Origin of the sequence: Salmonella enterica subsp. enterica serovar Typhimurium str. LT2 (genome assembly GCF_000006945.2) — a bacterium.
GTDB classification, from domain to species: domain Bacteria; phylum Pseudomonadota; class Gammaproteobacteria; order Enterobacterales; family Enterobacteriaceae; genus Salmonella; species Salmonella enterica.
On record NC_003197.2, the window covers coordinates 4,587,267 to 4,600,366 of the forward strand.

The window sequence follows — 13,100 nt, forward strand, 5'->3', positions numbered from 1 at the left end:
CGGTGAGCGGCGTCTGGCAAACGCGCTCGAGCGTAAGGGATGGTTGAATGACCCACACGATAAAAAAGATGAGCCTTATTGGGCTTATCCTGATGATTTTTACTTCTGTTTTTGGTTTTGCGAATAGCCCGTCGGCGTTTTATTTAATGGGGTATAGCGCAATCCCATGGTATATATTTTCTGCCTTGCTGTTTTTTATTCCATTCGCCTTAATGATGGCTGAAATGGGTTCCGCTTATCGCAAAGAAGAGGGCGGGATCTATTCGTGGATGAATAATAGCGTGGGGCCACGTTACGCGTTTATTGGCACGTTTATGTGGTTTTCATCGTATGTCATATGGATGGTAAGTACGGCGGCAAAAATTTGGGTACCGTTTTCTACTTTTGTTTTTGGCGCCGATATGACGCAGCACTGGCGTATTGCAGGGCTTGAGCCTACGCAGGTTGTCGGGCTGCTCGCCGTCGGCTGGATGATTCTGGTGACGTGTGTCGCCGCCAGAGGGATCAATAAAATTGCGCGAATTACGGCGGTCGGAGGTATTGCCGTAATGTGTCTTAATTTAGTTTTATTGTTAGTGAGTGTCGCTATTTTGTTATTAAATGGTGGGCATTTTGCACAAGAAATTAATTTTACCTCGTCACCGAATCCGGGTTATCACTCCGGCCTGGCAATGTTGTCATTTGTGGTATTTGCTATTTTTGCGTACGGCGGTATTGAGGCTGTCGGCGGACTGGTGGATAAAACCGAGAAACCGGAAAAGAATTTTGCGAAAGGTATTGTTTTCGCGGCTATTGTGATTTCAATTGGTTATTCTTTGGCGATCTTTTTATGGGGCGTCAGCACTAACTGGCAACAGATATTAAGTAATAGCGCCGTTAACTTAGGGAATATCACCTACATTCTGATGTCGAGTTTAGGCACGACATTAGGTAACGCGTTAAACCTTTCTCCGGAAGCAGCGATGACGGTGGGCGTCTGGTTTGCGCGTATCACCGGCCTTTCTATGTTTCTGGCTTATACCGGCGCGTTTTTTACGTTGAGCTATTCACCGCTGAAAGCCATTATTCAGGGGACGCCAAAAGCGTTGTGGCCCGCGCCGATGACGACACTGAACGCTAACGGTATGCCGGCGACCGCTATGTGGCTACAGTGCGTGCTGGTGAGTCTGTTTATTTTGCTGGTCTCTTTTGGCGGTGACACCGCATCGGCGTTTTATAACAAACTCACGCTGATGGCGAACGTCTCAATGACCTTGCCATACCTGTTCCTTGCGCTGGCATTTCCCTTCTTTAAAGCGCGTCAGGATCTGGAGCGGCCATTTGTTCTCTTTAAAACCAAAGCCTCTACCCTGGTCGCGACGGGTGTTGTGGTGCTGGTGGTGACGTTTGCCAACGTCTTTACCATCATCCAGCCAGTGATTGAAGCTGGGGACTGGGACAGCGCCTTGTGGATGATCGGCGGCCCGATCTTCTTCTCGCTGCTGGCGATGGCGATTTATCAGAATTACAGTAGCCGCATGAGCGCCGATCCGGAGTGGGCGGCGGAGTAATCTTTGTCCGGATAGCGTTAGCTCATCGGCTTTATGAAAAGGATATTTATAATGAGTCCGAAAATGTTTGCGTTGTGCGCTATCTGGATTTTACTGGCTATCCCACTCATCGCTGTATTTTCAGTCCTGGATAAAGAGTGGATGATTGGCGAGAGTGGGATAACCAACATTTGTGATGTGATGAGAACTGTCGAAAATGATGATTCCAGAAGTTTTGGCGCGATGATGACGCTGCCCCTGTTTTTCCCATTTTTTTACGTTACTGTGTATAAGAAAATACGTAGTTGGTTTTTGTACTGTGTCGCGTTGGTGATATTTGCTTACTGGTCCTGGCAATTCTTCCTGCGCTATCAGTTTTGTGTGTGATCTATGCTAAAAGACCTGATAAGCCTATGTCATCGAGTCTTTTAGCGTCATCCGGCGCCATTGCGTTTACAAACTCCCCGCCGGGCGGCTGGTTTTACCCGCTGACGTTAACGTTCTCCCCGTTTGTTTACCGCCGAGGCTCTCCAGACGCATCTGGAACGGCGGGAACGGCATATCAATACCGTGTTCGCGGAAGCCAGCCAGAATCAATTGGTGGATCTCATGGCGTAATGGCATACGGTGTCCCATTTCCGCGGCATAGATACGCAGTTCGAAAATCTGAATACCCTGCTGGAGATCCACCAGAAAGATTTCAGGCGGCGGGTTATCAAGCACCAAAGAACAGCGCTGCGCCGCCGTCAGCAGAATTTGCGTCACCTCTTCGCTATTGGCATCCGCTGGCGCCGGGATGGTTAACACCACGCGCGTAACGGAGTCAGACAGCGACCAGTTGATAAACTGTTCGGTGATAAAGGCTTTATTCGGCACGATAATCTCTTTACGATCCCAGTCACTGATAGTGGTGGCGCGGGTATTGATTTTGGTCACGCTGCCGGTGAGATCGCGAATGGTCACCGTATCGCCGATACGAATCGGCTTTTCAAACAAAATAATCAGGCCGGAGATAAAGTTAGCGAAAATTTCTTGCAGGCCAAAACCAAGCCCAACGCCGAGCGCGGCCACCAGCCATTGTAGCTTCGACCACTCAATGCCGATCATCGAGAAACCGACCAGCCCGCCAATCAGCATTAACAGATATTTGGTGATGGTCGTGATGGCGTAACCGGTACCAGGCGTTAAATCGAGATGCTGTAATAACGCCAGTTCCAGCAGCGCAGGCAGATTACGCACCAACTGCGTGGTGATGATAAAGACCAGAATCGCAATGAGCACCGCCCCCAGAGTAATTGGCTCCAGGCTTTCCACGCCTTGCACCGTAGAGGTGACATCCCACAGCGAAATATTCTCCAGGAAGCCGAATGCCGAGTGGATTTCCGACCACAGTACAATTACCGATAGCAGGGCGATAAGCATCAGAATTGAGCGGACCAGACGCAGCGACTGGGCGCTAATAGCGTCAAGATCGATTTCACTTTCATCGATGTCGACCGCGCCTTCCAGGCTGGAGGAGTGCGCCGGTTCTTCTTCGCCGCGCGCGCGCTGCGCCAGCATTTCCGCCCGACGATGTTTGGCGCGGTCAAAAGCCAGTCGGCGTCGTTGGATCAGCATCCAGCGGCGAATGACATGATAAATAACCAGCAACAGGAACCAGATGGCGACCGAGGTTTCCAGTCTCGCCAGTAGCGCCTGCGCTGTGGCCAGATAACCCACCGCCGCCGCCAGAATCGCGATAAGCGGCGCGCCCATCAACATATTCCACAGCAGGCTGTTGACCATGTTGTCGCCGTTGCCTTCTTTATCAAGATAGAGCGGAATGCCCGCTTTTTTCAGACTCAGCGTGACCAGCGCCAGCGCGCCGCATATCAGGATGAAGCAAAGGCGGCCCAACGAGCCGGAAAACTCCCGATCGTTAAGATTATCAAACATGATCACTGCCATAATGAGCGGCACGATCAGCCCAATGCTCATCAGGTAGTAGCGCATCGCTTTCGCTACCCGGTTTCGCGGCCAGCCGAAATGCGCCACAAACAGACCATTAGGGCGGGCAAAAGCGGCGCAAATCATGACTACCCACAACAGCGGTACTGTCGCCGTCACGCCATCGCCGATGGCGACGGCCAGCGGATACGGCCAGGCTTCCTGTAGACCATAGCCGAGCGTCGCCCACAAGACGGGCAGCGGCGAGGCGACCAGAATCGACCAGAACACCGTTCGCAGCGTCAGCGAGAAGTGATCCTGGGTGACTTTCCCGACGCGCGAGGCCGAGCGTTCAAGGAACCGGTTGAAGTGTTGACGTGAATAGAGGCTAAACCCGACCAGCGCCAGCGCGCCGAATAACGGCAGTAGCGTCTCTTTGCTGGTCAGCATCATGATGCTGGCTTTACCTAACTGATTAAACGTATCTAATGAGATAAGCCGACGTAAATCCTGAACCAAATCAACAGGCCAGGAGAGCGATAGCGGGCTAACGTCAGCGGTCCAGAACAGATAACGGTGGGTCGCTTCATTAACCTCTTTAAGCGCATCCTCCAGTTGGCTGTTGGAGACTTTCAGTTTGGTCAGCTCCAGGATCAGCGTGTCGCCGCCCTGTAACAACGAGTTGAGCAGCTCGCGCTGAGTGCGAAGCTGGGCGTCAAGAATCTGGTTTTGCTCGGCGGTCAGCGGCTGTCCATTGGCCTGACGTATTTGCCGTAGCTGCGGCTGCTTATTGAGTAACTCTTCATAGCGCATACGGTGGACGCGTAGCTGCGCCATTTCCGTATCAAGCTGCTGCGGCTTAGGCATCTCTGGCAGACGGGCGACCTGCGCGCGCAGCGCTTCGCCAAGCATGTTGGACACGCCAAGCCATTGCGACTGCTCCCGCAGCGTATTGAGCGCCTGACGCACCTGTAACGTTTGGCTGGTGGCCTGTCGCTGCTGCGAGGCGACCAGATCCATCCGCTGCGCTTGTTGATTAAGCGCCTGTGACAGCTCGCGGTTGACTTTAAATTGTTCGACGATGCCTTCCGGCAAACCGGCGCTGTTTTCCGCCAGCAGCTCAGTACTTTCCAGCGCGCGTTCCGCTTCACGTTGACGCAGGCTGTTGAGCTGATTGCGCAGCGCCTGAAGATACGCATCCAATTGCTGACTCTGTTTTTCCGCCAGCTCGGAACGCAGACGAGCCAGTTCCTGCCGGTTGTTGGCGGACAGTTGCGCCAACTCCAGTTCGTCGACTAACGCTTTTAGTTTGGCGGACTCCGCCTGCATACTGAGACTTTGCGCCTGGCTAAGCGCGGCACTTCCGCCTGCGGCGCCGAGTCGTCGCTCAATCTCATTAAGCTGGCGGCGGGCGTCGTTTTGCTGTTGGGGAAGCTGGCTGAGCGAGTCGGCGATCTCCCTGACGCGCTCCTGCTCCTGTTGCGCCTCGCGGGTTTTATCTAGTAGCTGGCTGCTAACCTGCAAGATCTCCTGATTTAACGCTTCGGTGGACATCTCTGGCGGTACGCTGCGAGGTTCATCGCGCAGATTATTCAACTGGGCGCGCAAGGTGGCGGATAGCTTAGGGAAATTATCAATAACGTGTTGATATTGTTTCGCGCGCTCAAGCGAGCCTTTTCGCTCTTCAAGCGCGTTTAACGCAGTCTGGAGCGCCTCAACGGCTTCCGGCTGAGCGGGCTTCGCCGCTTTTGCCTGCTCCAGTTCCTGCGTGATTTGTTTGGCGTCGGGGGCCGTTGCGGCGAACGCCCCCGTGCTGAGGCACCAGGCCATCAGAAAAGCGATAATCAGGCGCACGTCAGCATTCTCTCTTGATTAGGTGTCGTCTTTTTTATTGTCAACCAGCGGGCTGGCGTCGTGTTCGGCTTTAATTTCTTCTGCCGGCAGCGGAGCAGGTTCTACCTCCGGCGCGACGAATGTTTCGGTCGACGTCGCCAGCGGTTGGCCAATTTTGGTAACGGACAGGCTTGCCAGCGACGCGATCAGATTCACTTTTCCCGGCGCAAATAAGTTGATGACCGTGGAACCCAGTTTAAAGCGTCCCATCTCCTGGCCTTTCAACAGGGCGACAGACCCTTCATGTTCGCCTTCTGGCCAGGTCCAGCGCTTGATGATGCCTTCGCGCGGCGGGGTAATGGTCCCCGCCCAGACGGTTTCGATACTGCCGACAATAGTTGCGCCGACCAGAATCTGCGCCATAGGGCCGAACTCGGTATCAAACAGGCAGATAACGCGCTCGTTGCGGGCAAACAGGTTGGGGACGTTTTGCGCGGTCAGATGGTTAACGGAGAACAGATCGCCCGGTACGTAGATCATTTCACGCAGGATGCCGTTGCATGGCATATGCACGCGATGGTAGTCGCGAGGGGAGAGGTAAGTGGTCACAAACGTGCCGTTGCGGAACTTATCCGCCATCAGGTAGTTACCCGCCAGCAACGCCTCAAGGCTGTAATTATGGCCTTTGGCCTGCAAAATTTTATCTTCTTCGATACGACCCAACTGGCTTATCACGCCGTCGGCAGGCATCACCAGGATGTTAGGATCGGTATTGAGCGGACGCACGTCATCACGCAGCGGACGAACAAAGAAATCATTGAACGTACGATAGCTGGCGGTATCCGGTTTTTGCGCCTCGGTCATATCGACTTTGTAATACTTTACGAAGAGATCGATAACCAGTTTTGTCAGCCATCCTGCTCGTTTGCTTGCGCCCCAGCCCGCCAGGCGAGTGAGCCATAGTTTCGGCAGAATGTATTGTAGCGAAAGTTTAAATGAGTTTAACAAGGTAGCCTCCAGGCCATTGTTGTTCCTGAACCGGCAGTTATACCGGTATCCTGAAAAAAGGGGACGATTCTAACGACGCCTAGCGTATCTGTCAGTCGTCCGTATCAGAAAAGTTTTTACGCGTTTTTACCTGCGCCATACTTTCAAGAATTCGGTGATAATTTTCGAAACGGGTTTCCGCAATAGCGCCGTTCTCTACCGCTTCGCGAATGGCGCAGCCTGGATCGGCGTCATGCTTGCAGTCCCGGTATTTGCAATGTCCCAAATAGTCATGAAATTCGACAAAGCCCTGGGTGATTTGTTCCGGCTCCAGATGCCATAAGCCGAACTCGCGCACGCCGGGGGAATCAATGACATCGCCGCCATGCGGGAAATGATACAGACGAGCAGCGGTAGTGGTATGTTGACCCAGACCGGAGACATTCGACACATCGTTCGTCAGAATCTCGTTCTGTAAGCCGAGCAGAGCGTTTAGCAGACTGGATTTTCCGACGCCGGACTGCCCAGCAAAAATACTGATGCGACCGGTTAACGCCTCTTCCAGCGGTTTCAGACCATCCTGCGTATGGCTGGAGACCATCAGCACGCGATAGCCGATATTGCGGTAGATATCCATCTGCTCATTAACGAAGTCCATACCTTCGTCGTCCAGCAGATCAATTTTATTGAGTACGATAAGCGGCTCAACCTGTAGGGTTTCACAGCCGACCAGATAGCGATCGATGATATTCAGCGACAGCTCCGGCAAAATCGCGGAGACGATAACGATTTGGTCAATGTTGGCGGCAATAGGCTTCACGCCGTCGTAGAAGTCCGGGCGCGTCAATACCGAGGTGCGCTCATGCACCGCTTCAACGATGCCTTTTACGTTGACGCCCTCTGCGGCGGCTTTGCCCGGACGCCAGACGACGCGATCGCCCGTCACCAGCGAACGGATAGTGCGGCGGATATTGCAACGGTGAACCTCGCCGTCAGCAGACTCCACATCGGCATGCATACCAAAACGGCTAATGACGATACCTTCTGCAGGCTCGCCAAACAGGTTGTCATCGTAGTCGGCTTTCTCCGCGGACGTTTTTAAACGACGCTGGTGATTGGCGTTCACACGGCGCTGCTGGCCTTTGGAGAGTTTATTTTTGCTCAATCGTACTGGCTCCTGGTCGCCCATAGTGGGCAAAACATCTATGATACACGCAATTGTAGATGAATATAGTCACAGTGAATGTGACCTCTGAAGGGTGGAAAATAGCATGAGTGCCGATGAAAACAACCTGATTTGGATCGATCTGGAGATGACAGGTCTGGACCCCGAGCGCGATCGCATTATTGAGATAGCCACACTGGTGACGGATGCCAGCCTGAACATTCTGGCGGAAGGGCCGACGATTGCGGTACATCAATCCGATGCGCAACTGGCGTTAATGGATGACTGGAACGTGCGCACCCATACCGGTAGCGGCCTGGTAGATCGCGTTAAGGCAAGTACGATGGGCGAACGAGATGCTGAACTGGCGACGATTGAATTTCTGAAAACGTGGGTGCCTGCGGGTAAGTCGCCGATTTGCGGTAACAGCATCGGTCAGGATCGTCGTTTTCTGTTTAAATATATGCCGGAACTGGAGGCCTACTTCCACTATCGCTATCTGGATGTCAGTACGCTCAAGGAACTGGCGCGCCGCTGGAAGCCGGAGATTCTGGCCGGCTTTACCAAGCAGGGCACGCACCAGGCGATGGATGATATTCGCGAGTCGGTGGCGGAGCTGGCTTACTACCGCGAGCATTTCATTAAGCTGTGAGGCGTAACATGCCGGATGGCAACGCCAGAGCGTCTCATCCGGCAGCTCTCCCCACACTGAATTACTGCGTAAACCATTTCTCCTGCATCTGCGCATATTCCGGCGACGCTTTCACCTTGTCGAGCGCGGCATTAATTTCTTGCAATAGCGCGTCGTTGTCTTTGCGTACCGCAATGCCTAACCCTTTTCCGTAGTAGTCAGGATCGCTGGCGCGTTCATCCATGATGGCGTAATCCGGATTGTTTTTTAGCCACTTACCAATCGCGGCGACATCGCCAAACACGCCCTCAAGACGGTTGTTTTTCAGATCGGTAAAGGCGTTTAGATAGCTGTCATAGGCGACAGGCGTGATAGCTTGTTGTTTATCCTGCAAATAGCGCTGATGCGTTGTACCGTTTTCCAGACCGACTTTTTTGCCTTTCAGATCGGCAAAAGTGTGATAAGCCCCTTTACGCGTGACGACTACCGCCGATAGACCTTCGTAATAGGGTTGGCTAAAGGAGACCTGCTGCTCACGTTTGGGCGTCATATCCATACCGGCGATCACCGCATCAAACTTTTTGAAGCGTAGGCTGGGGATCAGACTATCAAAGCTCTGGTTAGTGAATGAGCACTCCGCTTGCATCTCTTTGCAGACCGCGTTGGCGACATCAATATCGAAACCAACAATTTTATTATCGGCATCGACAAACTCATAGGGCGCATAGGTGGCGGAGGTGCCAAAATGTAATGTTCTGGCGGAAACGGAAGCGGCGTGAACGGAGAGGCTGGCTAACAGCATGACAATAAGTTTTTTTTTCATCTTGATCCCTGATATCAATTGGATGTTGTGGTCACCGTGCTATTCTTTTTTTGGCGCAGGGTGCTATTCTGATTCTGTGCCTTTAGGCGTGGCGTGAAAAGTTTTTTGTTGCATAGCGCACGCTTTGCTCGTTTTTTGTCTTGTTTGGTGATTTAATCAGCATTCAAACAAAAATCGCGAAAAAATGCGTTCAGGGGCTTGCAGCTAAATGGATTTCTCGTATAATGCGCCTCCCGTAACGACGCAGAAATGCGAATTACGACAGCAACAAATTTGCGGGAATAGCTCAGTTGGTAGAGCACGACCTTGCCAAGGTCGGGGTCGCGAGTTCGAGTCTCGTTTCCCGCTCCAAAATTTGAAAGTACTTGTTAAGTACAAACCACCAATCGCAGGATTTCGAATTGCGACAAGGCGGCAACTGAACGAGTCCTCAGGAGCTTACTGAAGTAAGTGACTCAGGCGAGTGAAGGCAGCCAACGCAGTAGCGGTTCGAAAGACGAAGATTATGCGGGAATAGCTCAGTTGGTAGAGCACGACCTTGCCAAGGTCGGGGTCGCGAGTTCGAGTCTCGTTTCCCGCTCCAAAATTTGAAAGTGCTTGTTAAGCACAGACCACCAATCGCAGGATTTCGAATTGCGACAAGGCGGCAACTGAATGAGTTCTCAGGAGCTTACTGAAGTAAGTGACTCAGGCGAGTGAAGGCAGCCAACGCAGTAGCGGTTCGAAAGACGAAGATTATGCGGGAATAGCTCAGTTGGTAGAGCACGACCTTGCCAAGGTCGGGGTCGCGAGTTCGAGTCTCGTTTCCCGCTCCAATTCTTATCTACAGTAAAATTATCCACAACGAATATCGCGTTGGGGCACGTTTTGTTCCGCTTTCGTCAGATCCTTGTAAACAGACTTATCCACAGGGCGGCCCATTACTCCTGGAATGCAAAAAATTATACCTGACGCGTAGAATTTCTATAATTTACTGAAAAATATAGAAAAAATAAGATTTCAAAACGTTAGCTTTATTGACTATTCCTTTTTTCCCTCTTGAATCGCAATGTGTTTTTATTTTTATACACAGCCTGTGAATAATTCAGGCATCGCGCACCAGCCCTTTTTCAATCACCCTGACCAGACGCTGTTTTTTCGGTAGCTGCACTTCAATGATGCAGGCGTTGCGCTTTTCAATTTGTTGCGCAATCGCCCATTCGATATGCTCATCGAGAAGTGGATGCTCACCCTTGCGGCTTTCCAGCGCCGTAATGACGGCATTACTCCACGGCGCATTCCCCAGCGCGACGGCAACATTGCGCAGCCAGCGTAAATGACCAATGCGCCGAATCGCAGAACCTTCAGTGACTTTCAGAAACTGCGCTTCGCTCCAGCTAAACAACTCAAGCAAATCTGGATTATGCAGCGCCTTGCGTGGGCTAAAATCTGCTTCGTCGGTCAACTGAGAGTAACGATTCCACGGACAGATAAGCTGGCAGTCATCGCAGCCGTAAATACGGTTACCTATCAGTGGGCGAAATGCTTCCGGAATAGCGCCTTCCAGCTCAATGGTGAGATAAGAAATACAGCGCCGCGCGTCCACCGTATACGGTTCGACGATCGCCCCGGTCGGGCAAATGGTCATACAGGCGACGCATTTACCGCAACCTTCCTCGACCGGCTGGTCGACCGGCAGCGGTAAATCAATCAGCAATTCCCCCAGGAAAAAGAATGAGCCCGCCTCCCGATTAAGGATAAGTGAGTGCTTACCCGTCCAGCCAAGTCCGGCTTTTTCCGCTAATGGGCGTTCAAGAATAGGCGCAGAGTCGACAAACGGTCTAAAATTCAGCGAACCGCAGTACTGCTGGATCTGCTCGCCCAGTTTTTTAAGGCGGCTGCGTAATAGCTTGTGATAATCACGCCCCAGCGCATATCGGCTAACGTAGCCCAGCGTGGGATCCTTCAACGTACTGGCAAACGCGGCGTTGGCGGGCAGATAGTTCATGCGCACGCTGATGACACGTAGCGTACCGGGTAAGAGTTCATGAGGCCGGGCGCGCATCATACCGTGGCGCGCCATCCATGCCATCTCGCCGTGGTATTGTTTGTCCAGCCACGCCTGCAGCGCAGGTTCGGATGCGCGCAGATCGGTATCAGTAATACCGACCTGCTGAAAGCCCAGCTCCAGCCCCCACTGCTTAATATTTTGCGCTAACTGATTGAGATCGAGGGGCTTTGACATGATGGACCATAACATGAAGAAAAACCCTGTAAGTATACCACACTCCATTTGGCCCGCCGATGACATCAAACGGCTGGAACGCGATGCGGCGGATGCCTTCGGACTCACACTCTATGAATTGATGCTGCGCGCTGGCGACGCGGCATTTCGGGTAGCCCGTGACAGTTATCCTGACACCCGACACTGGCTGGTGTTGTGTGGTCATGGCAACAACGGCGGCGATGGTTACGTCGTGGCGCGACTAGCGCAAGCGGCGGGCATTAGCGTAACGTTGCTGGCGCAGGAGAGCGACAAACCGTTGCCTGAAGAAGCGGCGCAGGCGCGCGATGCCTGGCTGAATGCCGGCGGCATCATCCATGCTGCCGATATTATCTGGCCGGAAGCGACGGATCTGATTATCGACGCGCTGCTTGGCACCGGCATAGCCCAGGCACCGCGCGACCCGGTAGCCGGTCTGATTGAACAGGCGAACGCCCATCCTGCGCCGGTTGTCGCCGTCGATATCCCGTCAGGTCTGCTGGCGCAAACGGGCGCCACGCCTGGCGCGGTGATAAGCGCCGCGCATACGGTCACGTTTATCGCCCTGAAACCAGGCCTGCTGACCGGCAAAGCGCGTGACGTTACCGGCATATTGCATTATGACGCGTTGGGACTGGAAGGCTGGCTGGCGAGCCAGACGCCGCCGCTCCGGCGTTTTGACGCGACGCAGTTGGGGCAATGGCTAACGCCGCGTCGACCGACCTCGCATAAGGGCGATCATGGTCGTCTGGCGATTATTGGCGGTGACCAGGGAACAGCGGGCGCAATTCGGATGGCTGGCGAGGCGGCGCTGCGTACGGGGGCTGGGTTGGTCAGAGTACTGACTCGCGGTGAAAACATCGCGCCGTTGCTGACGGCCCGCCCGGAACTGATGGTACATGAACTCACGCCTCAGTCGCTGGAAGAGAGCCTGACCTGGGCTGACGTTGTGGTGATCGGCCCGGGGCTTGGACAGCAGGAATGGGGCAAAAAAGCCTTACAGAAAGTAGAAAACGTCCGTAAACCTATGCTGTGGGATGCGGATGCGTTGAACCTACTGGCAATCAATCCTGATAAACGTCACAATCGCGTGATTACGCCGCATCCGGGAGAGGCGGCCCGCCTGTTAGGATGTTCTGTGGCAGAAATTGAAAGTGATCGCTTACTTTCAGCACAGCGTCTGGTAAAACGGTATGGAGGCGTGGTCGTGTTAAAAGGCGCAGGAACGATTATCGCCGCTGAACACCACCCTCTGGCTATCATTGACGCTGGTAATGCGGGGATGGCGAGCGGCGGGATGGGCGATGTCCTGTCCGGCATCATCGGTGCATTGCTCGGACAGAAGTTTACCCCGTATGATGCGGCATGTGTGGGATGTGTGGCTCACGGCGCGGCGGCGGACTTACTGGCAGCGCGTTATGGCGCTCGCGGCATGTTGGCGACCGATCTTTTTACTACGCTGCGGCGTATTGTTAACCCTGATGTGATTGACGTAAACCATGATGAATCGAGTAATTCCGCTACCTGACGAACAGGCGACGCTAGACCTGGGGCAACGGGTAGCCAACGCCTGCGATGGCGCGACCGTTATTTATCTGTATGGCGATTTAGGTGCCGGTAAAACGACGTTTAGCCGGGGATTTTTACAGGCGTTAGGCCATAACGGTAATGTAAAAAGCCCCACCTATACGCTGGTAGAGCCTTATGCGATTGATAACATGATGGTATATCACTTCGACTTATACCGTCTTGCGGACCCGGAGGAGCTGGAGTTTATGGGCATTCGCGATTATTTCGCCAACGACGCCATTTGTCTGGTTGAGTGGCCGCAACAAGGTAAAGGCGTTCTCCCCGACCCGGACGTCGAAATCCATATTGATTACCAGGCGCAGGGGCGTGAGGCTCGCGTAAGCGCGGTATCCTCATCGGGTCATTCGTTACTGGCGCGTTTAGCCGATTAGCTA

The 13,100-nt window shown here is 53.3% G+C and carries 10 protein-coding genes, 3 tRNA genes and 10 other annotated features; of the genes, 8 read left to right on the plus strand and 5 right to left on the minus strand.

The window, feature by feature from the left end; genetic code table 11:
- Positions 1 to 34 precede the first annotated feature (34 nt).
- Positions 35 to 40, plus strand: a ribosome-binding site (putative RBS for yjeM; RegulonDB:STMS1H004233).
- Both yjeM and yjeO read left to right on the plus strand, forming a co-directional pair.
- The gene (gene yjeM / locus STM4345) for a putative APC family amino-acid transport protein (RefSeq protein ID NP_463209.1) occupies positions 35 to 1,550 on the plus strand. Within the gene, positions 48 to 1,550 belong to an annotated coding region; the region does not span the whole gene. It overlaps the preceding feature by 6 nt.
- Before the next feature lie 38 nt (positions 1,551 to 1,588).
- Positions 1,589 to 1,594, plus strand: a ribosome-binding site (putative RBS for yjeO; RegulonDB:STMS1H004234).
- The gene (gene yjeO, locus STM4346; RefSeq protein ID NP_463210.1) for a putative inner membrane protein occupies positions 1,589 to 1,916 on the plus strand. Within the gene, positions 1,602 to 1,916 belong to an annotated coding region; the region does not span the whole gene. (Overlaps the previous feature by 6 nt.)
- A 66-nt stretch (positions 1,917 to 1,982) precedes the next feature.
- Here the strand turns inward: yjeO and yjeP are convergent.
- From yjeP to yjeQ, 3 genes are all read right to left on the minus strand, one after another.
- The gene (gene yjeP / locus STM4347; protein ID NP_463211.1) for a putative periplasmic binding protein occupies positions 1,983 to 5,321 on the minus strand. Within the gene, positions 1,983 to 5,309 belong to an annotated coding region; the region does not span the whole gene.
- Positions 5,316 to 5,321, minus strand: a ribosome-binding site (putative RBS for yjeP; RegulonDB:STMS1H004235). Its footprint overlaps the gene before it by 6 nt.
- Before the next feature lie 6 nt (positions 5,322 to 5,327).
- Positions 5,328 to 6,308 (minus strand): phosphatidylserine decarboxylase gene (gene psd / locus STM4348; protein NP_463212.1). Within the gene, positions 5,328 to 6,296 belong to an annotated coding region; the region does not span the whole gene.
- Positions 6,303 to 6,308, minus strand: a ribosome-binding site (putative RBS for psd; RegulonDB:STMS1H004236). It overlaps the preceding gene by 6 nt.
- Positions 6,309 to 6,387: 79 nt before the next feature.
- Positions 6,388 to 7,464, minus strand: a complete 1,077-nt coding sequence (gene yjeQ / locus STM4349) for a putative GTPase (RefSeq protein NP_463213.3) — start codon at positions 7,462 to 7,464, stop codon at positions 6,388 to 6,390.
- A gap of 70 nt (positions 7,465 to 7,534) precedes the next feature.
- Positions 7,535 to 7,540: a ribosome-binding site (putative RBS for orn; RegulonDB:STMS1H004237), on the plus strand.
- Between yjeQ and orn the strand changes: the two genes are divergently transcribed.
- Positions 7,535 to 8,092 (plus strand): oligoribonuclease gene (orn, locus tag STM4350; RefSeq protein ID NP_463214.1). Within the gene, positions 7,547 to 8,092 belong to an annotated coding region; the region does not span the whole gene. Its footprint overlaps the feature before it by 6 nt.
- Positions 8,093 to 8,153: 61 nt before the next feature.
- On the opposite strand, the gene STM4351 is transcribed toward orn, so the two are convergent.
- The gene (locus tag STM4351) for a putative arginine-binding periplasmic protein (protein NP_463215.3) occupies positions 8,154 to 8,900 on the minus strand. Within the gene, positions 8,154 to 8,894 belong to an annotated coding region; the region does not span the whole gene.
- Positions 8,895 to 8,900 (minus strand) — a ribosome-binding site (putative RBS for STM4351; RegulonDB:STMS1H004238). It overlaps the preceding gene by 6 nt.
- Before the next feature lie 261 nt (positions 8,901 to 9,161).
- On the opposite strand from STM4351, the gene glyV reads away from it, so the two are divergent.
- The 3 genes from glyV (at position 9,162) to glyY (ending at position 9,698) form a co-directional block, all read left to right on the plus strand.
- Positions 9,162 to 9,234 (plus strand) — tRNA-Gly (gene glyV, locus STM4352).
- A 159-nt stretch (positions 9,235 to 9,393) separates the two neighbouring features.
- Positions 9,394 to 9,466: transfer RNA gene (gene glyX / locus STM4353), tRNA-Gly, on the plus strand.
- 159 nt (positions 9,467 to 9,625) lie between these two features.
- Positions 9,626 to 9,698: transfer RNA gene (gene glyY / locus STM4354), tRNA-Gly, on the plus strand.
- 280 nt (positions 9,699 to 9,978) lie between these two features.
- On the opposite strand, the gene yjeS is transcribed toward glyY, so the two are convergent.
- Positions 9,979 to 11,147, minus strand: a protein-coding gene (gene yjeS / locus STM4355) for a putative Fe-S protein (protein ID NP_463216.3). Within the gene, positions 9,979 to 11,133 belong to an annotated coding region; the region does not span the whole gene.
- Positions 10,948 to 10,956, plus strand: a -35 signal (putative -35_signal for yjeF; RegulonDB:STMLTH004670). (Overlaps the previous gene by 9 nt.)
- On the opposite strand from yjeS, the gene yjeF reads away from it, so the two are divergent.
- Positions 10,948 to 12,664, plus strand: a protein-coding gene (yjeF, locus tag STM4356; protein NP_463217.1) for a putative sugar kinase. Within the gene, positions 11,117 to 12,664 belong to an annotated coding region; the region does not span the whole gene. The two genes, yjeS and yjeF, sit on opposite strands and share 200 nt — an antisense overlap.
- Positions 10,974 to 10,982, plus strand: a -10 signal (putative -10_signal for yjeF; RegulonDB:STMLTH004670). (Overlaps the previous gene by 9 nt.)
- Positions 11,104 to 11,109: a ribosome-binding site (putative RBS for yjeF; RegulonDB:STMS1H004242), on the plus strand.
- Positions 11,142 to 11,147 (minus strand) — a ribosome-binding site (putative RBS for yjeS; RegulonDB:STMS1H004241).
- On the plus strand, positions 12,636 to 13,097 hold the full coding sequence (gene yjeE, locus STM4357) for a putative nucleotide-binding protein (protein NP_463218.1): 462 nt from the start codon (positions 12,636 to 12,638) through the stop codon (positions 13,095 to 13,097). The genes yjeF and yjeE overlap by 29 nt, the downstream gene beginning before the upstream one ends.
- The last annotated feature ends 3 nt before the right edge of the window (positions 13,098 to 13,100 follow it).

Excerpts from the sequence above, each read along its gene's own strand:
- yjeS (NP_463216.3), bottom strand. The coding sequence starts at position 11,133 with ATGTTATGGTCCATCATGTCAAAGCCCCTCGATCTCAATCAGTTAGCG.
- yjeM (NP_463209.1), top strand. The coding sequence starts at position 48 with ATGACCCACACGATAAAAAAGATGAGCCTTATTGGGCTTATCCTGATG.
- yjeF (NP_463217.1), top strand. The coding sequence starts at position 11,117 with ATGATGGACCATAACATGAAGAAAAACCCTGTAAGTATACCACACTCC.
- orn (NP_463214.1), top strand. The coding sequence starts at position 7,547 with ATGAGTGCCGATGAAAACAACCTGATTTGGATCGATCTGGAGATGACA.
- yjeQ (NP_463213.3), bottom strand. The coding sequence starts at position 7,464 with ATGGGCGACCAGGAGCCAGTACGATTGAGCAAAAATAAACTCTCCAAA.
- yjeO (NP_463210.1), top strand. The coding sequence starts at position 1,602 with ATGAGTCCGAAAATGTTTGCGTTGTGCGCTATCTGGATTTTACTGGCT.
- yjeE (NP_463218.1), top strand. The coding sequence starts at position 12,636 with ATGATGAATCGAGTAATTCCGCTACCTGACGAACAGGCGACGCTAGAC.
- STM4351 (NP_463215.3), bottom strand. The coding sequence starts at position 8,894 with ATGAAAAAAAAACTTATTGTCATGCTGTTAGCCAGCCTCTCCGTTCAC.